This is a genomic window from Hymenobacter sp. BRD128, from assembly GCF_013256625.1.
Lineage (GTDB): Bacteria > Bacteroidota > Bacteroidia > Cytophagales > Hymenobacteraceae > Hymenobacter.
Genome location: NZ_CP053908.1, coordinates 789,000 through 812,201, shown reverse-complemented (window position 1 = coordinate 812,201; position 23,202 = coordinate 789,000). Strand labels below are relative to the sequence as shown.

The window sequence follows — 23,202 nt, the reverse complement described above, 5'->3', positions numbered from 1 at the left end:
GAACGAAGGAAAACAGACAGTACTAGGGCAAAGCTACGCGCAAAGGCGGCCGGGCGTTGGGCGATAGCCTTCCTCTATTCTGTCATTGCGAGCGCAACGGAGTAGCGCGCGGCAATGACAAGCGGCATCCCGGCCCTACCTTCGCGCCAGCAAAAAACTCCACCCCTACCCCCTCCGATGAATATTCACGAGTATCAAGGCAAGGAAATCCTGAAAAAGTATGGCGTGCGCGTGCAGGAAGGCCTCACCGCCGACACTGCCGAAGAAGCCGTAGAAGCCGCCAAAAAGCTCACCGAGCAAACCGGCACCAGCTGGTACGTTATCAAGGCCCAGATTCACGCCGGCGGCCGGGGCAAGGGCGGCGGAGTGAAGCTCGCCAAGAACCTGGAGCAGGTAAAAGACATCGCCGGCCAGATTATCGGCATGCAGCTCGTGACCAAGCAAACCGGCGCCGAAGGCCGCAAGGTACACAAGGTGCTCATCGCCCAGGACGTGTACTACCCCGGCGAAAGCCCCACCAAGGAGTACTACATGAGCGTGCTGCTCGACCGTACGTCGGGTAAGAACGTGATTATCTACACCACCGAGGGTGGCATGGACATCGAGGAGGTGGCCGAGTCGCACCCCGAGAAAATCCACAAGGAGTTTGTGGACCCCGCAGTGGGCCTGCAAGGCTTCCAGGCCCGCAAAATCGCCTTCGGCCTCGGCCTCTCGGGCGATGCCTTCAAGGAGATGGTGAAGTTCGTAACGGCGCTATACAAGGCTTACGACGAAACCGACTCGGCCATGTTCGAGATTAACCCGGTGCTGAAAACGTCGGACAATAAAATCCTGGCCGTGGACGCCAAGGTGACCCTGGACGACAATGCCCTCTACCGCCACAAGGATTTTGTGGCCCTGCGCGACCTCAACGAGGAAGACCCGCTGGAAGTGGAGGCTAGCGAAAGCAACCTCAACTACGTGAAGCTCGACGGCAACGTGGGCTGCATGGTAAACGGCGCCGGCTTGGCCATGGCTACCATGGACATCATCAAGCTGAGCGGCGGCGAGCCCGCCAACTTCCTCGACGTAGGGGGTGGAGCCAATGCCCAGACGGTGGAGGCGGGCTTCCGCATCATCCTGAAGGACCCGAACGTGAAGGCCATCCTCATCAACATCTTCGGCGGCATCGTGCGCTGCGACCGGGTAGCCAACGGTGTGGTGGAAGCCTACAAGAAAATCGGCGATATCCGCGTGCCCATCATCGTGCGCCTGCAAGGCACCAACGCTGAAGAAGGTGCCCGCATCATCGACGAGAGCGGCCTGAAAGTGTATTCGGCTACCCTGCTGAAAGACGCCGCCGCCCGCGTAAAAGAAGTGCTGGCAATGGCGTAATTGCGCTAGCTCACTAGCAATAAGAAAAGCCCGTCTGGTAACCCAGGCGGGCTTTTTTGGTTTACTACCTAAACTCAGTGAGCGTCATGCTGAGCTTGTCGAAGCATCTCTACCGCACGATACCCTAGCGGCGCGGTAGAGATGCTTCGACAAGCTCAGCATGACGTGCTGTTTATTCTTTTAATCACTTCCTTACTCCCTTTTCCACGATGGAATTTACCCGCTTAGGAAAAACTGGCTTGCAGGTTTCCAAAATTTGCCTGGGCACTATGACTTACGGCACGCCCACCGAGCGCTGGCCCTGGGCCCTTAAGGAGGAGGCTAGCCGGCCGTTTATTCAAAAAGCCCTGGAGCTGGGCATCAACTTCTTCGACACGGCCGACGTGTACTCGAACGGGGCTAGCGAGGAAGTGGTGGGCCGCGCCCTGCGCGACTTTGCCAAGCGCGATGAAGTGGTGCTGGCCACCAAAGTTTTCAACCCCATGGGGCCGGGACCGAATGATAAGGGCTTGTCGCGCAAGCACATCATGAGCGCCATCGACGCCAGCCTCAAGCGGCTGGGCACCGACTACGTAGACCTCTACCAGATTCACCGCTGGGACTATGACACGCCGATTGAGGAAACGCTGGAGGCGCTGCACGACGTAGTGAAGGCCGGCAAGGCCCGCTACATCGGGGCTAGCAGTATGTTCAGCTGGCAGTTTGCGCAGGCGCTGTACTTGGCCGACAAGCACAACTGGACGCGCTTCGTGAGTATGCAGCCGCACTACAACCTGGTGTACCGCGAGGAGGAACGCGAGATGCTGCCGCTGTGCCAGGACCAGGGCATCGGGGTTATTCCGTGGTCGCCGCTGGCTAGGGGCTTGCTCACGGGTGGGCGCTCGAAGGAGCGTAACGAGACGGAGCGCGCCAAAACCGACGCCTTTGGCAAAAGCCTCTACGGCCGCGACGATGACTTTGCGGTGGCCGACCGCGTGACGGAAATTGCCCGGGAGCACGGCCTGCCCAACGCCCAGATTGCCCTGGCCTGGATGCTGAGCAAGCCCGTCATCACGGCGCCTATTGTGGGGGCCAGCAAACCCGGCCACCTCGAAGACGCCGTGGCGGCCGTGGGCGTCAGGCTCTCGGAGGATGAAATAACGCGGCTGGAAGCGCCGTATCAGCCGCATCCGGTGCTGGGCTTCAGCTAGGCTGGGCTATTGCGTAACAGGCTTCTTTTCAGCAGCGATTGGGAAGAAGCCTGTTTTTTTTTTATTTCCCCGCACGGAGCAGATACAGGAAGCGAATACCTTCGCGCTTCATTATTCTGTTGCGCATGCTATACCGACTGGGGCTACTAGCCACCTTTTTGACTGCTACGGCCGCCCAGGCCCAGATTATTGCCGACCCCGCCCAAGCCCTTGCCGCGCGCGACACGCTGCTGCGGCAAGCCACGCAGCTGCGGCAGCAAGTGCAGGCCCGGAGCGCTTACTTTAGCACCGACATGCATACGCAGCGCCTCCGGCGGCAGGTGGTGCGCGGCGTGGTAGACATAGTAGCCACCGCAGGAGCAGCCACCACGACTCGGCTACAGTGGCGGCACGTGACGCGCTACCGCCGCAATGGCCGCGTGCAGGAGCATTATTATATTAAAACCAGCAGCAAGGTTATTCTGGAAGAATACTGGCTCAACGGCCACGTGCTACGGCTAGCTATCAGTAATCTGGTGCCCGGCGCAGGCAGCCTTTCGCCGCGCCACCTGGGGCGGTATTGGCAGAGTGGCTACGTGGTGCTCGACCGCAAGCAGTACGCCCTGCCCCGGCCCGCCAACTAAGAAGCGCGCTAGCCTTGCCGCTGGCAAAAACCGGGCAAGCTTAAACTTCTGACTCGGTGCGCGTGTTAGGGCTGCTATTCGCAAGCTGGCCACGGGCCAACATTTTGCGGCGTTACTTCGTATTTATTTGCTCCTCATCCCTTTGCCCTATGGAAGTTGCTAGCTACACCCTGGCCGAAGCCACAACGGCGGCCCCCTACCTCGATTATGCCCGCTGCGTCGATGCCGACAACCGGCCGGCCAACCACGGCGGCGACTGGCCAGCGGTGGGCGAGGTATACCCCGTGCGCGTGGTTGAAAGCCGCCTCGAAGGCATTCCGCTGGTGCACGTGCTCACTTTCGATGGCCCGGCGCCCTACTACAATGCCTTCGCACCCCACCGCTTCGAGCTCACGCACCGCATCTACCTGAATTAACAGCAATAATATCAACGCAAAAAGCCCCGGCTAGCTTGGCAGCCGGGGCTTTTTGCATTTGGCAGCCCTCGTTTTTTACTGCACGCTGCTGGTAGTGGCCGAGTCGCCATCGAGGGTATCGTGGTAGCCTAACCCGTTGAGCGTGAATGTGACGGAGGTAGTGCGGTGAATTTCGCGGGCCTCGCCAATTAATTTGAGGTAAGCAGCCCCGGTGTAGGCCGAAGCATTGCTACCGGGGCGAACAGCCCCGGCCGGCTGCTGGCCCGGCTTGCACACGGCATCGCGCATAGCTTTGGCCGTCAGGCTGGTGCGGCGGTCGCTGCCATTGAGCTGATATACTTGCACGGCGGCTACCTGCGGGCAGCCCGCCTGCTCCACCGTTGTCCAGTTAATTTGCACGGGCACAGCCACTTTCTTGGTCTGGCCTACCAGCATTTTGCCGGTATAAGTATGCGGATAGGTGCGGGTGGTGCCCGTTTTTAGAAAAGTGGTGTCGAAGCGCAGCACTTTGGCATCGGCGGTGCCCGAGGCCGAGGGATGGCTCTGAACGGCGGTACCGGCTTCGCGGCACGAGGCGAGCGCGGCGGCAGCGCCTACTACTAGGAGTATTTTTTTCATCATTGATAAGCAAAAGCCGCTAGTGGCAGCTAGCCCAAAGGTAATGGGCTTCTTACGCATGCTGCTACGCAAAAGGTGCGGGCGCCTAAGCTGGCGGCCGGCCTGGTGGCTCTGCCGCCAATGACAAGCGGCACAAGGCAATAGAAGTATGAGGCAGGGTGGCCCCAGCTTATGGTACCCAGCAAAAGGCCCACCTGCTTGGCAGATGAGCCCTTTCGACTAAGTGTAGCTAGCTACCGAGCGTTTTACTTGCCTTCGGCTACCCCGGCATTTTCTTCGGCCTGCACGGGCACGGCTTGGCCTTGGACCCTTAGCTCCACCTCCATGTTGCCGCGCGTGCCTACCGAATAGGGGCAGATTTTATGGGCCTGACGCACCATTTCGATAGTTTTGTCGCGGTCAAAAGACTTCAGGTCTACATCGAGCACGGCGCTCAGACCGTAGCCTTCACCCTCCTGAAACAGTGTTACCGAGCATTTTACCTCGGTGCCGGGGTCGAGTTTATCATTATTACGCTGCGCAATAACGAGCAGCGCCTGCTGAAAGCACGACGAATAGCCGGCCGCGAATAATTCTTCGGGATTGGTAGCGCCTTTTTTGCCGCCGAGGCCTTCGGGCACCGACATATCGAGGTCAATAATACCAGTGGCGGAGCGCACGTGGCCGCTGCGGCCACCCACGGCCGTCGCATCAGCCGTGTAGAGGGTATTTTTAGTAGAGTCCATGTGGAAATGAAAATTAGCAGGGTTAGGGTAGGCTAACCGATTTTTGCCCCGCAGGGTTGTGCCGGGGCTAGCCCAAGGATAGAATTTCCAAAAGTTTGAACTGCTTCTGGCGGCTAGCTTAGGCAGCGCCACCCAAAATGCCCCCGTCGCCGCCGCCCTGCTGAGTGCAACGCAGAAGTTGCGTTAGTCACCCTGACGGCACGGCACCCACTGGCCGGGTTGGCCACACGCTACCCAGTACCGGTGGAACAACCCAGCCGCTAGAAAACGCAGGTGCGCCAGCAGGCGGCGCAGGTCTTCACCGAGCCGAACAGGACCGGCTATGGAACCGCTCTACGCCACTTTCGGTCGGCGGCAGCTGAAAAACCAGCGGCTAGCAGCCCGGTTATTCTTTCAATAAGTGATATGGATAGTACCCTACCAAAAGCCCCCAAAACTACCGGCCGATTCTGTGGCCACTTAGGCTTGGGAAGGAGGTATTCGCCATATATGGGCGATGTTTTCATCTGCGATAACCCCTTTGCGAAAGCAATCAACCTTGCTAGTAAGCAGCAGCTTATCACGTTTGAGGTACCGCCTGTCGTTAAGCAGGAATAAGGGGCCGACTGCAATCGAGGCAGAGCATGAGCTAAGCTAGCCTTGTGAGTGCTCAATCGGCGCCAACGCGAACCCCACTCCTACCTTGGCCGTTTGGCCTAGCAACCTCGCCACGTTTTCATGCTGCCACGTTACCTGCTGCTAGTCTTATTGCTAATGCCGGCCCTGCGCCTAGTGGCGCAACAGGCCTCCAGCCCCCCCGATACGCTTACTGCCCGCGCCCTGCCCGCCGCCACGGTGGTGGGCTACGGCCAGCGGCTGCCGCTGCGCCGCACGGCGGCCGGCGTGGGCGTCATCGACAACACGATTATTCAGCGCTTCAATGAGAGTTCGCTGGCCTCGGCGGTGAATACGCTGCCGGGCGTGCGGCTGGAGGAGCGGGCTACCGGCAGCTACCGCCTCAGCGTGCGAGGCAGCACGCTACGGTCGCCCTTCGGCGTGCGCAACGTCAAAATGTACTACTTCGACATTCCCTTTACGGAGGCCAATGGCACGAGCCCGCTCAACATTCTGGACCCGGCCCAAATTGGGCGCATTGAGGTGCTGAAGGGGCCGGCCGGCAGCGTGTACGGGGCCGGCACGGGCGGCGTGGTGCGCCTCGAAAACCGCCGGCCACTGCTGGGGCAGGCTAGCCAGGGCCGCGCCCAGGTGGGCTACTCGGTGGGGTCGTTCGGGCTGCGGCGCTTCACGGCGGCGGTAGAAACCAGCAAAGCCAACGGCGACTATTTCCGCGCCCAGTACGCGCATCAGCAGCTGCACGGCTACCGCGAGCAAAGCGCGCTGCGCCGCGATGTGTTTGCCCTGGATGGCCAAACCTCACCCACCGACCGGCAGACGCTGGCCGTGCACGCGCTGTATACCGACCTCTACTATCAGCTGCCGGGCGGTCTCACCCGCGCCCAGTACGAGCAGGACCCGCGCCTGGCGCGGCCGGGCACGGCGGCCAGCCCCGGCACGGTGGCGCAGCAGGCTAGCTACGCTTCGCAGACCGGCTTGCTGGGTTTCACGCACGAGTACCGGCTTTCGGACAGGTGGCGCAGCACGGCCACGCTTTATGGCCGCAGCACCAGCGTACAAACGCCGTATCTGGTTGACTGGGAGCGCGATGCTATCCTGGGCGGCGGCGGGCGGGTGGCGCTCCACTACCAGGGACTGCTGGCCGGGCGGATACTGCGGGTGCAGGGCGGCGGCGAGTTTCAGGCGTCGTTTACTGATGCGCGCAGCTACCTCAACGTGGGCGGTGCCCCCACCACGCTGCGCTACAATGACGAGATACGAACCCGCACCGGCTTTGTCTTTGCGCAGGCTGACTACGAGCTGCCGGCCGGCTTTCTGCTCACGGCCGGGGCTAGCTACAACCGCCTGCGCTACCAGATTGCGCGCATCTCATCGGCCGCTACCAACCCGACCGGCTACGGCGTGGCGCGCGATTTTCAGCCTCAGGTATTGCCTCGGCTAGCCTTGCTTAAGGAAATCACCCCGCAGCTTTCGGCCTATGCCAGCGTGAGTACCGGTTTTTCGCCCCCCACCGAGGCCGAGCTGCGGCCCTCCGATGGCACTATCAGCCAAGATTTGCAAGCCGAGCGCGGCACCAGCTACGAGGTGGGCGGGCGCGGCACACTGCTGCACGAGCGCCTCACGTTCGACGTGGCCGTGTTCGATTTTGAGCTGCGCAATACCATCGTGTCGCGCTCCAATGCGCAGGGCATCCAGCTTTTTGCCAATGCCGGCGACACCCACCAGCGCGGCGCCGAGGTGGCGGCCAGCTACCAGCTCTGGCAGCAGGTGGCACCCATGCCGGGCGGGCCCGGCATGGGGCAAACTACCAGGGCGGGCCTGCGCTTGTGGGCTAGCTACGCCTACAACTACTTCCGCTTCGGCAGCTATGAGTCGGCCGCCGGGCAGCAGTACGGCGGCAATCAGCTCACCGGCACCGCGCCGCACACGCTCAGCGCGGGCCTCGATTTTACGCAGCGGCTAGGGTTCTACCTCAGTCCTACCGTGGGCCACCAAGCCACGCTGCCGCTCACTGATGCCAACACCGACTATGCGGCCGGCTATTGGGTCTTCGGCAGCCGCGCGGGCTGGCGCCGCACCCTGGCCGGGCGGCTGGAAGTAGACTTCTACGGCGGCATAGAAAACGCCACCGACCGCCGCTACAGCCTCGGCAACGACCTCAACGCCTTCGGCGGCAAGTACTTTCAGCCCGCGCCGGGCCGCAATTACTACGGCGGGGCGCTGCTGGGCTGGCGCTGGTAGCAGGCCGGCTAGCGCGAAGCCTCAGCTTCACGCTACAGCGTGACGCCGATGCCCGGCCCGAACAACAGGAAAGGCAGGCGCTGCGTGAGCAGGTAGCCCCCGCCCAGATACAGCGGAAAAGTGAGCCGGGCGCCCGTGCGCACCGGCACCACCGAGCCGATTATCACGATGCCTAGGTCGCGCTGCACGCTTTGGTCGTTCGACAGATTGAATGCATTGAGCGCCACAAAGCCGGCCCCGATACGGTAAGGCCGCAGCCGGTTGATGCGGTCGGGCGCGTAGAAGCTAAGCTGTGCCAGCGTGGCCAGGCTGATGCCGCCAAAGCTGGTGTAGCTCGACTGGCCAGCATATTTGGTAAGCAGGCCGGCTGGGAAGCTCACGCTGATATCGAAGTTGACGTGGCGGCGCAGCACCAGCTCTATCTGCTGCGAAAACCCTTTGCTGCCGTACTGCCGGGCGTCGTGGCGCACGGTGATGATGATGCGGTACCAGGCGTCGAGGTCGTAGGTTTTGCGGCCCAGCAGGCTGTTGAGGCTGAAATTGCCGACCTGGCAGTCGTTGCCCTGGTAGTAGGCGTAGCGCGGCGACGACTCGCCGGGGCAAATCACCAGCTGGTCGACCGAGCGCTGGTCGATGAGGTTACCCTTGTCGTCCACGGTGCGCACGTCCATCGTCAGGTACTGGCGGCCGTAGAGGTTGCCGCTCTCGTCGATGGCGTTAGCGTTGAAGCTAAACACCACGTCGGGGATGGTCTTGTCGTAGAGAACGGGGCCGTTGAGCTGCGTGACGGGGTGCGGCCCATTGCCGTAGTTGACCTGCACAAAATTGAGCGGGTGCGGCCGCTGGGCTTCCTTCACACTCAGGCCGTAGTCGGTGGGCGTGCTGCCGTCGAATACCCCGATGCGCTTGCGCACGCTGCTCAGCGGCACCTGCACGCGGTAGATGACTACTTTTTCGGAGCGCGTCGAAGAATCGGAAGGGATAATATTGGCGCCGTCGAAGTGGTAGCGGCCTTTCAGCAGCGACTCGCCTTCGAGGCGCACATCTACCGTTTCGCCGGGGCTCACGGTGGTATTGCCGCCCCAGTCGCCACCCCGGTGCAGCACGCTGATGGCCATGATGCGCGGCCGGGGCGTGATGTCGAAATTAGTGATGTACTTGGCCACGTCGCCATCCTTAATGAATAGGTAGCCGTCGGCCTGGCGGTGGGTATTGTACACGCGCAACTGGCACAGCACCCGGTCGTTGCTCAAATAACTGCGGGTGTAGAGCTCGGCCACGAGCGCGCCGCCGGGTTCCTGCTGCGCCTCAATGCGGTAGGTACGATGCAGCTCAAAGTTGTGGCCATCATCGAGCACAAACTCGGAGCCCTGGCTGCGGCCGGCGTCGTCGTAGGTCACATCCTTGCGCTCGGCCGTGAGAAAGCGCAGGCGGCTGGCCCGCACCACAAAGTCGAGGCGCAGCGGCGGCAGTTGGTAGGTGAGGCGGCCGGCCCCGTCGAGGTGCGGGCGCTCGGCCAGGGCCCGCACCAGCACCGTGTGCGCCCCCAGCGTGTTGGGCACGAGGTGCAGAAACAGCCCGTTCTTCTCGCGCGTCAGCTTGTAGTCGATGTCCTGGTTTTTGGTCCACTCGTTGCTGACGCGCACGTTGGCTACATTATTGGTGCTCACTTCCAGCACTTTCTCTTCTCCGATAAATAACTCGGGGCTAGCCAGGCGCGCATCGAGGGTGGTGCGGGTGAGGGGCAGCAGGCTCACAAGCTGCTGGGCCCGCGCCGGCTGCCCGGCCGAGTCTACGGCCGGCGCAAAAGCCAGCCGCACGAAGGGCGCCCCGGTGAGGTTACGAAAGTGCAGCATGCCCCGGTACTCGCCGCCCGGCCCGGCAATAAGCGAATCCTGGAGCACAAAATCGGGCGAGGGCAGCAGGCGCGGCGGCCGGCGGCCGGGCCGCAGCGGCACTAGGCGCAGCTCGGCCACCTGGTCGTCGTTGTGGTAATAAAAGTAGAGGCGCGGCTCACCGGCTACGGTCAGCATCTGCTCGCCCAGGCTGTAGCGCACAGTATCGAAGGTGAGCGAGAGGCTACGCAGCAGCGGCGTAGTAGGCGCCGAGCCCTGCGCCCAGGCGCGGCCGGGGGCTAGCCCGCTGGCGGCAAGGAGCAGGAGCAGCGTCAGCAGCCAGTATTTTTTCAGCATGATAAAGTACAAGTAGCAGTTGCAAAGGTCCGTCTAAAAGCGGGCTCAGGCCAACACAGCCGCACTTTTTTTGACCTATTCAGCCAGTAGTTAAACTTACGGCCGGCCGGCGCATCCTAGCAGCGCGCTAGCTTTAGCCCGGCGCTTGGCTGGCCGTCGCCAGCTTCATCTGCCGTCCACACTTCTTGGCCGAACCTTGTCGGCTTTTCGACTTTTCTTTCACCTCGCTCTCATGCCCCGCGCATTTTTTGCCAGCCTGCTGCCGGTCCTGCTGGCTAGCCAGTTGGCCTCGGCTGCAGCCCCGCCCCTACCCGATTTGCTGGCCGCCGGGCCCGGCCCGGCGCCGCCTTTGCTCACGCTGGGCTTTACTTCGGCCACACGCACCACGTACTTGCAGCGCGCGCCCATGCCCGAAAATGATAAGGGCTACCTGGGTACTACCCTCACCTACCAGGCGCCCCGGGGCTTCATCAGCTCGCTTTACCTCAACCATTCTTATAATTACCAAACGCTGCGCGAGCCGTTTATCAACTATGGGGAGCTGATGGCGGGCTGGCAGTCGGTGGGTAATTCCGACACGTACTGGACGGTGCAGTACACGCGCCTCTTTGCCTACGGCGAAAGTGCCCTGGTGCAAACTTCGCTGCACAACGACCTCAGCGCCAGCATTACGCAGTTTTTTGGCCTTGCGACGGCCAGCGCCAGCGCCGACGTGTTTGTGGGCAATACCCACGACTTGGTGCTGACTTTTGACCTGAGCCATCCGTTTCGGCTGCCCGTGCTCGCCCACGACACGCTGTCGATAGAGCCTACGGTGGAGTTTGGGGCCGGCAGCCAGCACTTCTACGCCGCCTCGCTCGCCACCACCAGTCAGGTAAGCAGCAAGCGGCGCGGCATCGTAACGAGGTCTGTGGAGCCGGCTACCCCGGCTTTTAGCTCGCTGGGCTACACGCTTTCGCTGCCCGTTACGCTGGCGGCCGGGCGCTTTAGCGTGGCGGCCACCCCTAGCTACCTGGTGCCGCTGCACGTGCCCGCGGGCGGTTACGACGCCTCGTTTTTTTACCTCACGGTGGGCCTTTCGCGCACGTTTCGGTAGGCTGGCTAGGCTGGCAGCGCGGCCACGGGCGCCAGGTGCAGCTGGTCCAGTATCTGCTGCACCAGCTGCTCGGGCGTGTCTTCAATGTTGAGTTTCAAGCCGTAGGCGGGGCGCTCCAGCGTGGCCAGCTGCGAGGCGAGCATATTGGCTTTCATGTAGTGGCCCAGGCGGTTAGCAATGCGGGCGCGCAGCACGGCGGGGTCGCCGTCGAGCAGCACCCATTGAATGGGCAGGCTGGCCCCGGCCTGCAGCGTTTGGCGGTAGCTTTCCTTGAGCGCCGAGCAGGCCACCACGGCGCCGCCGGCCACTTCCCACTGGCCAAAGTCCTTGGCCAGGGTGGCGAGCCAGTCGGCCCGGTCGGCGTCGGTGAGCGGCGTGCCGGCCGCCATCTTGGCCACGTTGGCGGCCGAGTGAAAGTCGTCGCCATCGTAGAAAGGCCGGCCGAGGCGCCGGGCCAGCAGCTCGCCCACAGTAGTTTTACCGCAGCCCGACACGCCCATGATGAGAATGATTGGTTGGTTCATGGCCACAAATAACGCCCGCTAGGGATTACCAATGCCGTCGGGCGGCGGGTTGAGCGGGACCTCGGGCGCAGGGTGGGCGGTGCGCCAGGCCCGCCAGTCCCGGTGCGCCCGCCGCAGGTCGTGCCAGATGGGGCCCACAAACAGGTTGAGGCGGTAGCTGTAGTACCAGCCATCAAAATCCTCTTTATAATCTATCTCTTTGAGCGATACCCGGTAGCCCACCGCCCCGCTGACCCCAACCCAGCGCGTGGGCTTGAGCAACACGCCAAACCCGATTTCGGCGGGAAAAAATAATCCTTTATTGTCGGTCGAGACGTTCCCTTTTTCGTCGGTAACGGTGTAGTGGCTGCGCCCCAGCCCGATATCGACCGGAATACTCAGCTCGATGAAGCGGCGGCGCAGAAAAATATAAGTGAAGTTTGGGGTTAAATACCTAAGATTCAGCTCTGGGCTAAAAGTATCCTTGAGCTTGGCATTCTTACCTTTGCCCGAGTAGGTATACAGCTGCGAGTAGCTACGGCGCAGCGTGTAGCCGCCCAGGCCCAGGCGGTAGGGCTTGCCGCGCGGCAGCAGGCCCAGGTTGAGGCCGATAATGCGCACAGCCGATGACTGCACGAAGGAGTTGCGGTTGTCAATACTCAGGCTAGGCAGGAAGCGCGGGCCGCGGTGCTGGTACACGGCATTGTCGGTCTTAACCACTCGCTGCGCATGGCTACCAAAGGCTAGCCCAATCGCAAACAGCCCACAACCGCCCGCCCGTAGCACAAAACGTGGAATAAATAGCACGTTAAAGTAGCAATATTAGACTGAGTAAAGGAGTAGTCAGCAAGATAGGTAGCCGGTGCTAATTACCACGCCTAGACAATAGCCTAGCCGCTCGGGCCGGCCGCTCGGCCAGTGCTAAAGCCGGAGTGGGTTACTTACTTCTGTCGCCCCTTACCCAGTGCTGCTTGGCCCGACGCCTTACCTTGTTTGCCCGCCACTCACCGGGCTGGCCCTTGACACTACCCAGCCAGCGGCAGCGTAAGCGGGCTAGCAGCAAGCGCGACTGCGCCCGCAGGTGCCCGCAGCAGGGCCGGTGGGGCTAGCGCGCCGCCGTGGGCAACAGGCCTTCGTCGCAGGCCAGGGCAAAGGCGGCATAATCAGCCTCCACGGCGGCCTGAGCCGTGGCCGCAAATGCCAGTATCTCGCCGCCCCAGCTACCTACGGTGGCGCCGCAGTCCCGTAGGGCATCGGGGCCGGCGCTACCCCGGTGGCCCGCCGCCCGCAGGTGAGCCCAGGCCAGCAGATGCCCAAAATCGGCTAGCGCTTGCTCGAAGCCAGCCGAATCGGCGGGCAGGCTGTCAAAGTTCAATTTATCGGCCACCGGCTGCAAGGCTCGCAGCACGAAGGGCCGCCCACCGAGCTCCAGGTCTTGCAGCAGCGCCGGGCACACCGCCTGCAGGTAGCCCTGCGCCGCAACTACGCGGGCCGCTTCGGTGGGCCAGGCAGGCTGCGGCACCGGGCTAAACGGAGCCGGCGCGGCCGGCAGGGCCAGCTTCAGGTCCAGCAGCCGGGGTAGCTTGCCGGGGTGGCAGCTGCGGGCCAGCAGGGCGTAGCGCGGCACGCCCAGGCTACCTACGCCGGCGATGCGGCCGGCCACGTCGAGCAGGGGGCCACAGGGCGGCACAGCCTGCGCCAGCCGCCAGTTTTCAACGGCGCGCAGCACGGCTAGGTGCTCGGCCGGCGGCAGGGGGCGCAGGGCGGCTACTTTGTGGGCCCGAAAGTGCCAGCCGTTGCGGCGGCTCGTGCGGCTGGCCAGCAGCTCGCGCTGGCGGCGCTGCTGCACAGCCTTGAGCAACTGCCGCACCACACCCCGCGCCGTGGCCCGCTCCAGCAGGTAGGCCTTGCCGGCGGCCAGCGCCGCGGCATAAGCCCTCAGCAGGAGTTCGGCCTGGGCCTGCTGGGCAGCAGCCGGCAGGCCCAGGCGGGCCGCCGCTAGCCGCACGCTCACCAGCAGGCGGCCCACATCCCAGCGCAGTGGGCCTAGCGCGGCTTCATCAAAATCATTCAAGTCAAAATAAACCAAGCCGTTATCGCCCCGGTACGAGCCAAAATTCTCGATGTGCGCGTCGCCGCACAGCCAGCCTACCGGCCCGTCGGCCAGGGCCGGCGCCGCCCCAAAGCGCGTGTAGTACAGCGGCGCACTACCCCGGAAAAACGCTAGCGCCTCGACGCGCATCCGGTGGTAGCGAATGGGTAATAGCGCGGGTACCCGCCCCGCATCGTGCAGTTGAAAAAAGGCGGCAATGGCGGCGGGCGTAGCGGGAATTTTGGCGGCAGACATAAGCAAGCAGGCGGCTGGGCTTAAAAAGCCAGCAACTTAAGCAGCTTTTCTAGTCATTGGCTGAAGACTGGCCCGGCCGCTCTACAGCGGCCGCAGCAGCACCCTGGCGGGGGCGCCGTCGCTGCCCACAATAGTGAGCGGCAGGCACAGCAGCTCGTAGTGGCCGGGCTCGATGTGCTGCAGGGCTAGCCCCTCAATCACGCAAATGCCGGCATCGAGGAGCGCGTGGTGGGCATCGGCCTTGCCCACGGAGAGGTAATCGACGCCCACGCACACCACGCCCAGGTCGCGCAGGTAGCGGGCCGCGTCGCCATCCAAGGCCACAAAATCGGGCTTGAACGGCTCGGTGCTCCAATCGCTGCCGGAGATGCGCGTTTTAAATAAAATCCGCGCCCCGGTCCCGGGCCTGATAGCCAGCTGCTGCACTTCGGCCAGACTAATGCTGGTGGGGTCGTGGATTGTTACCACGGTGGCCGGCCCCATGAGGCGGCCCAGGTCGAGGGTAGTCGCATCGCCGGCACCGGTGGTGAAGTGCAGCGGCGCATCGACGTGGGTGCCGGTGTGGGCGCTCAGGTGCAGCTCGGTCACGTTGGCGGCGTCGCCCCGGTCCTGGCTCAGGGTGCGGGTCACGGTCACGCCGAGGTTGTCGGGCCAGTGCACCATCTGGGTGCGAATGGGCGTGGTGGCATCGAGCCAGGGAGCAGGTACGGGCATAAGGTTAAGGTTCTTGGCTTTGGCGTTGGCCATTCATTATTTTGGGCTGCAAGAGCTTGGCGATGAGGCCCGTCCAGCCGGTTTGGTGGCTAGCCCCGAGGCCGTGGCCGGTATCGCCGTTAAAGTACTCGTTGAAGAGGACGTAGTCCTTGAAATTGGGGTCGTGCTGCAACAAGTCGCTGTCGCCGAAGCAGGCGCGGCGGCCCGTGCCGGGGTCGCGCAAAAAGAGCTTGGTGAGGCGCACCGTGAGGGCATCGGCCACGTCCAGCAGCGTCGAGTACTGGCCCGAGTGCGTCGGGTATTCCACCTTAAAATCTTCCCCGAAGTAGTGGTGAAACCGCTGTAAGGCCTCAACCAGCAGGAAATTAACCGGCATCCAGATGGGGCCGCGCCAGTTGGAGTTGCCGCCAAACAGGTCGGTTTCCGACTCGGCCGGCTGGTAATTTACCGTTATCTCCGTGTCTCTGAACACGTAGGGCTTGTCCTTATACACCCGCGACAGGCTGCGCACACCGTAGTCCGACAAAAACTCCTGCTCATCCAACATCCTGAACAGCAAGCGCTTCAGGCGGTGGCCCCGCAGCAGGCTGAGCAGGCGGCGCGCGCCCTTGCCCGGCTCCTGCCAGTGGCTCACCAGCGAAGCCAGGTGGGGCCGGTTATCGAGCAGCCAATTCATGCGCTCCAGAAACAGCGGCGCGCTGGCCAGCAGGTCTTCGTCGAGCACTTCCACGGCAAACATCGGAATCAGGCCCACCATCGTGCGCACTTTCAGCAGCTCGTGGCCGCCCTCGGGCGTGTTGAGGGCATCGTAGTAAAACTCGTCTTCGTCGTCCCAGAGGTTCAGCGCGCTGTTGCCCACGTTGGTCATGGCCTCGGCGATGTAGAGAAAATGCTCAAAAAACTTGCTCGCCAGGTCCTGATACACCGGATTGGTCTGGCTCAATTCCAGCGCAATGCGCATCATATTGAGCGCAAACATGGCCACCCAGGCCGTGCCATCGGCCTGCTCCAGGTAGCCGCCGAAGGGCAGCGGCGCCGAGCGGTCAAACACACCGATGTTGTCGAGCCCCAGAAAACCGCCTTCAAAAATATTGCGCCCGTCGCGGTCCTTGCGGTTTACCCACCACGTAAAATTGAGCAGCAGGCGGTGAAATAGGGTTTGCAAAAACTCCACATCGCCGCCGTCGCCGCGTTGCTTCTGGTCCATTTTATACACCCGGAACGCCGCCCAGGCGTGCACCGGCGGGTTTACGTCGCCAAAGCGCCACTCGTAGGCCGGCAGCTGGCCGTTGGGATGCATGTACCAGTCGAGGCACAGCAGCCGCAGCTGGTTTTTGGCAAACGCCGGGTCAATCTGGGCTAGCGGAATGCAGTGAAAAGCCAAGTCCCAGGCCGCGTACCAGGGGTATTCCCAGGTATCGGGCATTGAGATGATATCGTTGTTATCCAGGCTTTTCCAATCGCAGTTGCGGCCTCCAAGACGCTCGGGCGGCGGGGCGGGCTGGGCAGGGTCGCCGGCCAGCCAGCGCGGAATGCTGTAGTGGTAAAACTGCTTGCTCCAGAGCATGCCGGCAAACGCCTGCCGCTGCACCAGCCGGGCGTCGGCATCGGCAATATCCTGCTGGCTTTCCGCATAAAAAGCATCGGCCTCAGCTTGGCGCTGGGCGATAAGCTGCGCGAAATCGGCGAAGGGCTGCACCAGCCCGGCCGGCCCCAGCCGCAGCCGTACCTGCTGGCTAGCCCCGGGCGCCAGCGTGAGCAGGTAGTGCGCGGCAGCCTTGGTACCGGTGCGGGCCGGATTTACGGCATCTTGCTGGTTATTAACAACGTAATTATGAATACCATCCTTAAAAAAATGCTCGGTCGAGGGGGCGTTGAATAGCCGCTGGGTATTAGTATTGTTGTCGCAAAACAGCCATTCCGGCGCGCCATCGGCGTAGCAGGTCAGGGAATTCAGCTCGCGGTGGCTCAGTTGCACCGTGCCATCGGCGCGCGCCGTGAGGCTGGGCCGGTAGTTATCGTAGCCCCAGGCCCAGGTGTTGCGAAACCACAGCTGCGGCAGCACGTGCAGCACAGCTTCGGCCGCCCCCCGATTGAAGATAGTGTATTGAATAAGAATATCTTCGGGACCAGCCTTGGCATATTCCACAAACACGTCGAAGTAGCGGCCATCGGCAAAAATGCCGGTATCGAGCAGCTCAAACTCGGGGTCTCTGCGGGTGCGCTTTTTGTTCTCGCCCACCAGCTGCTCATAAGGGAAAGCGCGCTGGGGGTATTTGTAAAGCAGCTTCTGGTAAGAGTGCGTGGGCGTGTTGTCGAGGAAATAGTACAATTCTTTCACGTCCTCGCCGTGGTTGCCCTGCGACCCGCTTAAGCCAAAAAGCTGGTCTTTCAGAATGGCGTCCTGGCCGTTCCAGAGGGCTAGCGACAGGCACAGGCGCTGGCCGCTGTCGCAGAAGCCCGCTAGCCCCTCTTCGCCCCAGCGGTAGGCGCGGCTGCGCGCCTGGTCGTGGGTGGTGTAGTTCCAGGCATCGCCGTTGGCTGAATAGTCCTCACGCACCGTTCCCCACTGGCGCTCAGACAGGTAGGGGCCAAACCGCCGCCAGGGCTGCTGGTCGGTATCGGCTTCGAGAAGGCGCTGGTGTTCGGGGGTCAACTGGTAGAAGCGAAAAAAGCGTTGTCATTGCGAGCGCAGCGAAGCAATCGCACCAGAACCATACAAATAAACGAGCCGGATGCCGGCCGTTCGGGTGCGATTGCTTCGCTGCGCTCGCAATGACACGTTGCTTTGCCTTAGCCGCCCGTGGCAAAACCTGGATACAGGGTCATGCCGCCGTCCATAAAAATGGTTTGCCCGGTGATGTAGTCGGCCTCGTCGGAGCACAGCCAGGCGGCTAGCCCGCCAATATCCTCGGGCTCGCCTACGCGATTGTACGGAATGAGGGTCAGTAGCTTAGCTTCGGCCTCGGGGGTTTCCCAGGCCGTGTGGTTGATGGGCGTTTTGATGGCGCCCGGCCCGATGCTGTTGACCCGAATTTTGTGCGGGGCCAGCTCCTGGGCCACGCTTTTCATCAGCTCCATGATGCCGCCCTTGCTGGTGGCGTAGTTGACGTGGCCGGCCCACGGAATGACTTCGTGCACGCTGCTCATGCACACGATTTTGCCGGCGGCCTTGCTCACATCGGGCTGCACGCCCCGCTTGATAAACTCGCGGGCGGCTTCGCGCAGGCACAGAAACTGGCCGGTCAGGTTCACGTCGAGTACCTTCTGCCACTGCGCCAGGCTCATGTCGACAAAGGCCGAATCGACCTGAATGCCGGCATTGGCCACCACAATATGCAGGGTGCCAAAGCGTTGAATGGCCTGCTGAAACATGGTCTGCACCTGGTCTTCCTTGCTCACGTCGGCCTGGATGGCTACGGCCGTGCCGCCGGCGTCGGTAATTTCCTTTACTACGGCGTCGGCCGCGTCAGAATTACCGATGTAGTTGACGACGACCGAAGCGCCGCTGGCGGCCAGCGACTTGGCCACGGCGGCGCCGATGCCAGAGCTAGCGCCCGTTACGAGCGCGTATTGCCCCGCCAGGCGGGGAGAGGGGGAAGTAGGCATAAAGCTGGGAAAAGGGGCCGCGCGCAAACCGGCCATCGGCTGGGAGGCTGCGGGGTAGACGAGGTTTTGCCGGCTGAGGTTTTCCTTGCTGGTGTTAATGCTAGCCCCTCATTAATCCTTCACCGCCTTTTGCCCGGCGCGGGCTGGTGTATAGCTAGCCGATACCTTTGCGTTGTGCGTGAGCCGCTGCGTGCTACCGGCCAGTCCATGTTTGTTGTTATGCGTTCCCTTCTGTTTTGGCTTATGTTGGTGGCGGCGCTGCCAGGCCGGGCTAGTCTGCCCGCCCAGACCCTGCCCGAGGTAGTGGTGCTGGGGCACGCGGGCAAGCACACCGGCGTTTTGCGGCAGCTCGATTTGACGCCCGCCCAGGTGGCCCGCCTCAACACCCTTATCGACGAAGACAAAGCGCAGCGCAAGCAGCGCCTCACTCATCGCCCCGACGAAACCGAGCACGCGCGCCGCCAGGCGCAGGAGGCCGACTTTGAAACCAAAATTCAGGCGGTGCTCTCCCCTGCCCAGCTAGATAAATACCAGGAGCTGCGCGGCCTCAAGCCGGCGCGCCCGCTGCCCGAAATGCGGGTGCCGGGCAGCCGGCAGTAGCAATGCCTACGTCCAGCGACTGAGAAACTGCGCGAAGGCCTCTTTGTATTGCTCGCCCACCGGAATGGTTTCGTTCCCGATTTGCACGGTGAGGCGGCGCACGGCCTCGATTTTATCGAGCGCCACGATAAAGGAGCGGTGAATGCGCAGAAAGCGCCGGGCGGGCAGCTTCTCTTCCATCGCGCGCAGACTCATGAGCGAAAGCAGGGCGCGCGGCGTGCTCTTGAGGTGCACCTTCACGTAGTCTTTCAGGCCTTCCACGTAGAGAATATCGCTGAGGGACACGCGCACGAGCTGGTATTCTACTTTCAGGAAAATGTGCTCTTCCTCGGGCGCGGGCGGGGTGGGCGCGGCGGCCTCGGCGCTGGCGTGGGCTAGCTCGGCGTAGGCGCGGGCCTTGTTGGCCGCCCGCAAAAACTCTTCGTAGTTGAAGGGCTTCACCAGGTAGTCGAGGGCATCGACTTTGTAGCCTTCCAGCGCGTACTGCGGGAAAGCGGTGGTGAAAATGATGCGCGGCGCCGCCGCCTGCTGGCCCAGCACCCTGGCCAGCTCCAGGCCGGTGAGCTCCTGCATTTGAATATCGACAAACGCCACGTCCACTTTTTCGGCCAGCTCGTGCAGGCCTTTCAGGGCTTCCACGCCGCTGCCATAGCGGCCCACCAGCTTCAGAAAAGGTGTTTGCTCGATAAAGGTGCAGAGCAGGGCTAGCGCCAGGGGCTCATCGTCGATGGCAATGCAGGTGATGGGGGTCATAGGAAATTATAAGCTAAGCGCTGAGCATTGCCAGCACGAGCATGCGCAACAATAACAGGCAATCATCGCCTACTAACGGAAAACTAGGCACCCGACACGAGTAGTTTAAGGTGTATCTCAAACTCGTTATCGGCGGTTTTGGGCGTCACCCGCAAGGTATAGCGGCCAGGGTAGAGCAGGTCGAGGCGGCGCTGGGTATTGGTGAGGCCAATGCCATTGGAGCCGGCCAGGTCGGTGCCGACCATCGGAAACAGGGTATTGCGCACCTCTATTTCGAGCTGCTGGGGCGTGGGCTGGCGCAGGCCAATGTAGATGCGGCTGGGGGCAGTGGCCGCCACGCCGTGCTTGAAGGCATTCTCGACGAAGGGCAAGAGTATCATGGGCGCGATGAGCACCTCACGCACCGGCTCGGGATGGGTAAAGGTGACCTGCACGCGGTCGGTAAGGCGCAGCTGCATCAGGGTAATGTAGTCCTGAATAAAGGCCACCTCCTGGCTGAGCTGGGCGTGACCCGAGGCCGTGTCGTAGAGCACGTAGCGCATCATGCGCGAGAGGCGGTGCAGGGCCGCCCGCGCCCGCTCGCCGTCGATGAGCGTGAGCGAGTAAATATTATTAAGCGTGTTAAAGAAAAAGTGCGGGTTAATTTGGGCCTTGAGCAGGCTCAATTCGGCCTCAGTGCGCTCCTGGTCGAGGCGCTCGCGCAGGCGCGCCTCCTGCTGCCAGTGCTGCACCACCGTGATGGCCGTGCCAATGCCCAGCACGAGCAAGGTGATGAGCAGCCCCACTAAATCGAAGCGGCTGCCGCGCGCCGGGCGGGGTGGCAACCCACCGGGCCCGGCGCGCCGCTCGGCCTGCTCGGCCGCGTGAAACGCCTGGTGCATCAGCTCAGACAGGTGCAGAGTAGATTCGAGGAAGCGCCCCAGCAGCAGTATAATGGCTACCGTGGCGGCCAGCGCCAGTACAAACCAGCCGGTGCGCCCGCGCAGCAGCAGGCGCGGCACGCTCACCCGCGCCGTCACATAAAAGGCCCCCATCCAGAAGATGAGCAGCGCCCCCTGCTTTACCCAATACTGCACGGGCAGCTCAACCCGGCCCTGCATGGGCTGAAAAAGCAGCAGCGCCAGCGCCAGCAGTCCCCACGCCAGCACGTGAATCAGCGGCGTGAGAAAACGCTGGAAAGAAAAACCGGACATAGCACAAGTAGTAAGCAGGTCAAAAGTAGCCGCCCGCCCGGCCCGTCTGGGCCCGCACCCGACCACCGGGCCGATTGTGCCGACTGCGGCCCGGCTTTCACCGTTCAGCAAGTCCTCATTTCTTTGCTACTTTTACTAACCTGTCTACCTGTGCGCTTCTCTCCCACCCAACCGCACTTCACTCTTGCTACTTTTCCACTCCTCCCTCAGCCGGCTAGCCTGCCTGGGCCGCCGCTGCTGGCCCGGCCGCGGCCGGGCCCCCTGGCCCCACTTACTGGCCCTGGCCCTGCTACTGGCGCTGCCCCGCCCCGCCGCCGCCGCCGCCGAAGACACGCTGGTGGCTAGCCTCGCTCGCCCCGCGCAATTTCTCGATGACCGGTTTTACAGCGTGCTGGAAGACCCGGGCGGGCAGTTGGCCATCGGCCAGGTAAGCAGTCCGGCCTGGGCCGGGCACTTCGCCACGCTGGCCGGTACCCGGCGGCCGCCTAATATCCAGCACCCGCGCAGTGCGTACTGGCTGCGCTTCACGGTGCGCGCCGATGAGGGGCCGACTAGCGACTGGTACCTGGAGCTGTATGACTCGCACACTGGGGCCGCTACGCTATTTCGGCCGCTGGGCGTCGCGGCTTCCGGCCAGGTGCTGGCCTACGACAGCATTATAACCGGGGCCAACTATCCGTTTGCCACGCGCCCGCTGCCCTACAAGAATTTCCTCTTCGGCCTGCCCCTGCGCCACGGCCGGCCCGTGACGTACTACCTGCGCCTGCGCTCCGACTCGCCCACCAGCTTCCGGGCCATGCTGCACAGCGGCCCCGGCCTGCTGCCCGAAATGAGCCTGCAATACTGGCTGCTGGGTGGCTTCTACGGCGTGCTGTTTATTATGCTGGTTTACAACTTGTTTCTGTATTTTTTTCTCCAGGAAAAGTCGTACTTTTACTACGTACTTTACGTGCTGAGCGGCGCGCTGCTGTTTCTATCGGAAGACGGACTAGGGTTTCAGTATTTGTGGCCGGGCAGCGCCCCGGTTAATCACTTTATAGCCGTAGCGGCCCCGGTGCTGCTGCTGCTCACTTTTGCCCAGTACGCCCGCTCTTTCCTCGATACGGCAGCGCGGCTACCGCGCCTCGACCAGGCTATTCGCTGGGTGGTACCGCTGAGCGGCGCACTGCTGGTGCTCGATGCAGCCCTCATTCACTTGGGTTTCAGCTTTTGGCTTTATTTGCTGCCGTATGGGCTGCTGTACTACGCGGCCTGGCGCGCCTACCGGGGTGGGCTGCGGGCGGCACGCTACCTACTGCTGGCCCAGGCGCTGGTGGCGGGCAGCCTGGCTTTTCTCATCAGCCGCAAGCTGGGCATCGAGTTTTACAACAATGCCTATACCGTTTACAGCCTCAACATGGCGTTTGTGGTGGAGGTGGCCGTGCTCAGCTACGCCCTGGCCGACAAGATAAAGAGCCTGATGGACACTACCTTGCTTACGCAGCGCCGCCTGCTCAAGCAATTGCGTAAAAGACACCAGGCCCAGGACCAGCTCGTGGAGCAGCTCCGCGAAAACCAGGCGCTCAAAGACCAGCTTAACACGGAGCTGGAGGCGCTGGTGGCCCGCCGCACCGACGAGCTGCGCCAACAGAACGAAACCATTGCCACCCAAAACCGCGAGCTACTCGAAACCAACAGCCTACTAGCCCTGCAATCGGCCGCCATTGAGCAGCTCAACCGCGACCTGAGCCGCGATTTGCAGGACCAGAAGGAAGCCCGCCTGCAAGCGCGCGAGTTTGACTTTGGCGAGTTCAGCCAGCTTTATCCCGATAAGGATGCCTGCCTGCGCTACCTGGCCGACCTCAAGTGGCAGCACGGCTACCGCTGCCGCAAGTGCAACCACGAGAAAAGCTGCGAAGCCCGCGAGCCTTTTGCCCGCCGCTGCACCCGGTGCCGCTACGTCGAGTCGGCCACCACGGGCACGCTGCTCCAGAAGTGCAAGTTCCCCATCGTGAAAGCGCTCTACGCGGTGTTTCTGCTGCACGCTCACCGGGGCCGCTACGCCCCGGCCGAGCTGGCTAGGGTGTTGGAGCTGCGCCCCGCCACCAGCTGGGCTTTTGCCCAGAAAGTGCTGGCTGCGCTGGAGCGCCGCCGGCAGGCGCCCGACTACGAGGAAGGAGAATCGTGGACGCACGTGCTCTTCGACGACACAACCAATGCCGACGTGGAAACGCTGCTGGAAACCGCCTGATTTAACATGGCGCACCCATTAGCTACCGGGTACAATTCGCCATAAAACCGGGTTAATCATTTTTCAGAAAAATTTCTGTTTTGGTGCGTTGTTTTTTAGCCTTAGTCGCTCAGCGCCCAAAACACGGCTCATGACTTTTAAAGCCTCAATAGCTCGCATTGCG

General features: G+C 62.4%; 19 protein-coding genes. 8 read left to right on the top strand and 11 right to left on the bottom strand.

All coding sequences use genetic code 11. The annotated features are described in order from the left end of the window. Nucleotides 1–177 precede the first annotated feature (177 nt). The 4 genes from sucC (at nucleotide 178) to GKZ68_RS03655 (ending at nucleotide 3,603) form a co-directional block, all read left to right on the top strand. A complete protein-coding gene (gene sucC / locus GKZ68_RS03670) occupies nucleotides 178–1,374 on the top strand; it encodes an ADP-forming succinate--CoA ligase subunit beta (protein ID WP_173110823.1) in 1,197 nt (398 codons plus the stop codon). A gap of 209 nt (nucleotides 1,375–1,583) precedes the next feature. Continuing rightward, nucleotides 1,584–2,564, top strand: coding sequence for an aldo/keto reductase (locus tag GKZ68_RS03665; RefSeq protein WP_173110821.1), 981 nt, complete (start codon nucleotides 1,584–1,586; stop codon nucleotides 2,562–2,564). Nucleotides 2,565–2,689: 125 nt separating this feature from the next. Beyond that, nucleotides 2,690–3,187: a hypothetical protein gene (locus GKZ68_RS03660; RefSeq protein ID WP_173110819.1), complete on the top strand. Its 498-nt coding sequence runs from the start codon at nucleotides 2,690–2,692 to the stop codon at nucleotides 3,185–3,187. Nucleotides 3,188–3,336: 149 nt separating this feature from the next. Next, a complete protein-coding gene (locus GKZ68_RS03655) occupies nucleotides 3,337–3,603 on the top strand; it encodes a hypothetical protein (protein ID WP_173110817.1) in 267 nt (88 codons plus the stop codon). A gap of 75 nt (nucleotides 3,604–3,678) precedes the next feature. Here GKZ68_RS03655 and GKZ68_RS03650 read toward each other — a convergent pair whose 3' ends face one another. Together GKZ68_RS03650 and GKZ68_RS03645 are read right to left on the bottom strand one after the other, a co-directional pair. Next, a complete protein-coding gene (locus GKZ68_RS03650; protein ID WP_173110815.1) occupies nucleotides 3,679–4,221 on the bottom strand; it encodes a hypothetical protein in 543 nt (180 codons plus the stop codon). Between the two features lie 245 nt (nucleotides 4,222–4,466). Next, complete coding sequence (locus GKZ68_RS03645) at nucleotides 4,467–4,946, bottom strand: organic hydroperoxide resistance protein (protein ID WP_173110813.1); 480 nt, start codon at nucleotides 4,944–4,946, stop codon at nucleotides 4,467–4,469. 717 nt (nucleotides 4,947–5,663) lie between these two features. On the opposite strand from GKZ68_RS03645, the gene GKZ68_RS03640 reads away from it, so the two are divergent. Continuing rightward, a complete protein-coding gene (locus GKZ68_RS03640) occupies nucleotides 5,664–7,802 on the top strand; it encodes a TonB-dependent receptor (protein ID WP_173110811.1) in 2,139 nt (712 codons plus the stop codon). Nucleotides 7,803–7,834: 32 nt separating this feature from the next. Here GKZ68_RS03640 and GKZ68_RS03635 read toward each other — a convergent pair whose 3' ends face one another. Continuing rightward, on the bottom strand, nucleotides 7,835–9,994 hold the full coding sequence (locus tag GKZ68_RS03635; protein ID WP_173110809.1) for a hypothetical protein: 2,160 nt from the start codon (nucleotides 9,992–9,994) through the stop codon (nucleotides 7,835–7,837). Between the two features lie 232 nt (nucleotides 9,995–10,226). On the opposite strand from GKZ68_RS03635, the gene GKZ68_RS03630 reads away from it, so the two are divergent. Further along, nucleotides 10,227–11,090: a hypothetical protein gene (locus GKZ68_RS03630; protein ID WP_173110807.1), complete on the top strand. Its 864-nt coding sequence runs from the start codon at nucleotides 10,227–10,229 to the stop codon at nucleotides 11,088–11,090. Nucleotides 11,091–11,095: 5 nt separating this feature from the next. On the opposite strand, the gene GKZ68_RS03625 is transcribed toward GKZ68_RS03630, so the two are convergent. The 6 genes from GKZ68_RS03625 to GKZ68_RS03600 all read right to left on the bottom strand — a co-directional run bounded on the left by GKZ68_RS03625 (nucleotide 11,096) and on the right by GKZ68_RS03600 (nucleotide 18,263). Further along, the gene (locus GKZ68_RS03625; protein WP_217275306.1) at nucleotides 11,096–11,614 is read right to left on the bottom strand and encodes a gluconokinase; all 519 of its coding nucleotides are present in this window, start codon (nucleotides 11,612–11,614) and stop codon (nucleotides 11,096–11,098) included. A gap of 18 nt (nucleotides 11,615–11,632) precedes the next feature. Next, nucleotides 11,633–12,313, bottom strand: coding sequence for a hypothetical protein (locus GKZ68_RS03620; RefSeq protein WP_173110805.1), 681 nt, complete (start codon nucleotides 12,311–12,313; stop codon nucleotides 11,633–11,635). A gap of 385 nt (nucleotides 12,314–12,698) precedes the next feature. Next, a complete protein-coding gene (locus GKZ68_RS03615) occupies nucleotides 12,699–13,940 on the bottom strand; it encodes a DUF2252 family protein (RefSeq protein ID WP_173110803.1) in 1,242 nt (413 codons plus the stop codon). Nucleotides 13,941–14,021: 81 nt separating this feature from the next. Then, on the bottom strand, nucleotides 14,022–14,654 hold the full coding sequence (locus GKZ68_RS03610) for a cyclase family protein (RefSeq protein WP_173110801.1): 633 nt from the start codon (nucleotides 14,652–14,654) through the stop codon (nucleotides 14,022–14,024). A 4-nt stretch (nucleotides 14,655–14,658) separates the two neighbouring features. Further along, nucleotides 14,659–17,310 (bottom strand): glucosidase, encoded by a 2,652-nt coding sequence (locus tag GKZ68_RS03605; protein ID WP_173110799.1) that lies wholly within the window; start codon nucleotides 17,308–17,310, stop codon nucleotides 14,659–14,661. A gap of 137 nt (nucleotides 17,311–17,447) precedes the next feature. Then, nucleotides 17,448–18,263, bottom strand: a complete 816-nt coding sequence (locus tag GKZ68_RS03600) for an SDR family oxidoreductase (protein WP_173110797.1) — start codon at nucleotides 18,261–18,263, stop codon at nucleotides 17,448–17,450. A gap of 219 nt (nucleotides 18,264–18,482) precedes the next feature. Here GKZ68_RS03600 and GKZ68_RS03595 point away from each other — a divergent pair, with 219 nt between their 5' ends. After that, on the top strand, nucleotides 18,483–18,863 hold the full coding sequence (locus GKZ68_RS03595; RefSeq protein WP_173110795.1) for a hypothetical protein: 381 nt from the start codon (nucleotides 18,483–18,485) through the stop codon (nucleotides 18,861–18,863). A 6-nt stretch (nucleotides 18,864–18,869) separates the two neighbouring features. Here the strand turns inward: GKZ68_RS03595 and GKZ68_RS03590 are convergent, their stop codons facing one another. Next, nucleotides 18,870–19,616, bottom strand: coding sequence for a LytTR family DNA-binding domain-containing protein (locus tag GKZ68_RS03590; protein WP_173110793.1), 747 nt, complete (start codon nucleotides 19,614–19,616; stop codon nucleotides 18,870–18,872). An 83-nt stretch (nucleotides 19,617–19,699) separates the two neighbouring features. After that, entirely contained in the window at nucleotides 19,700–20,809 is a 1,110-nt protein-coding gene (locus tag GKZ68_RS03585; protein WP_173110791.1) for a sensor histidine kinase, read from the bottom strand. A 184-nt stretch (nucleotides 20,810–20,993) separates the two neighbouring features. Here GKZ68_RS03585 and GKZ68_RS03580 point away from each other — a divergent pair, with 184 nt between their 5' ends. Then, entirely contained in the window at nucleotides 20,994–23,039 is a 2,046-nt protein-coding gene (locus GKZ68_RS03580; protein WP_173110789.1) for a 7TM diverse intracellular signaling domain-containing protein, read from the top strand. Nucleotides 23,040–23,202: the final 163 nt, after the last annotated feature.

Excerpts from the sequence above, each read along its gene's own strand:
- GKZ68_RS03650 (WP_173110815.1), bottom strand. The coding sequence starts at position 4,221 with ATGAAAAAAATACTCCTAGTAGTAGGCGCTGCCGCCGCGCTCGCCTCG.
- sucC (WP_173110823.1), top strand. The coding sequence starts at position 178 with ATGAATATTCACGAGTATCAAGGCAAGGAAATCCTGAAAAAGTATGGC.
- GKZ68_RS03585 (WP_173110791.1), bottom strand. The coding sequence starts at position 20,809 with ATGTCCGGTTTTTCTTTCCAGCGTTTTCTCACGCCGCTGATTCACGTG.
- GKZ68_RS03630 (WP_173110807.1), top strand. The coding sequence starts at position 10,227 with ATGCCCCGCGCATTTTTTGCCAGCCTGCTGCCGGTCCTGCTGGCTAGC.
- GKZ68_RS03640 (WP_173110811.1), top strand. The coding sequence starts at position 5,664 with ATGCTGCCACGTTACCTGCTGCTAGTCTTATTGCTAATGCCGGCCCTG.
- GKZ68_RS03615 (WP_173110803.1), bottom strand. The coding sequence starts at position 13,940 with ATGTCTGCCGCCAAAATTCCCGCTACGCCCGCCGCCATTGCCGCCTTT.
- GKZ68_RS03610 (WP_173110801.1), bottom strand. The coding sequence starts at position 14,654 with ATGCCCGTACCTGCTCCCTGGCTCGATGCCACCACGCCCATTCGCACC.
- GKZ68_RS03635 (WP_173110809.1), bottom strand. The coding sequence starts at position 9,994 with ATGCTGAAAAAATACTGGCTGCTGACGCTGCTCCTGCTCCTTGCCGCC.
- GKZ68_RS03600 (WP_173110797.1), bottom strand. The coding sequence starts at position 18,263 with ATGCCTACTTCCCCCTCTCCCCGCCTGGCGGGGCAATACGCGCTCGTA.
- GKZ68_RS03595 (WP_173110795.1), top strand. The coding sequence starts at position 18,483 with ATGCGTTCCCTTCTGTTTTGGCTTATGTTGGTGGCGGCGCTGCCAGGC.
- GKZ68_RS03645 (WP_173110813.1), bottom strand. The coding sequence starts at position 4,946 with ATGGACTCTACTAAAAATACCCTCTACACGGCTGATGCGACGGCCGTG.
- GKZ68_RS03665 (WP_173110821.1), top strand. The coding sequence starts at position 1,584 with ATGGAATTTACCCGCTTAGGAAAAACTGGCTTGCAGGTTTCCAAAATT.
- GKZ68_RS03625 (WP_217275306.1), bottom strand. The coding sequence starts at position 11,614 with ATGAACCAACCAATCATTCTCATCATGGGCGTGTCGGGCTGCGGTAAA.
- GKZ68_RS03660 (WP_173110819.1), top strand. The coding sequence starts at position 2,690 with ATGCTATACCGACTGGGGCTACTAGCCACCTTTTTGACTGCTACGGCC.
- GKZ68_RS03590 (WP_173110793.1), bottom strand. The coding sequence starts at position 19,616 with ATGACCCCCATCACCTGCATTGCCATCGACGATGAGCCCCTGGCGCTA.
- GKZ68_RS03655 (WP_173110817.1), top strand. The coding sequence starts at position 3,337 with ATGGAAGTTGCTAGCTACACCCTGGCCGAAGCCACAACGGCGGCCCCC.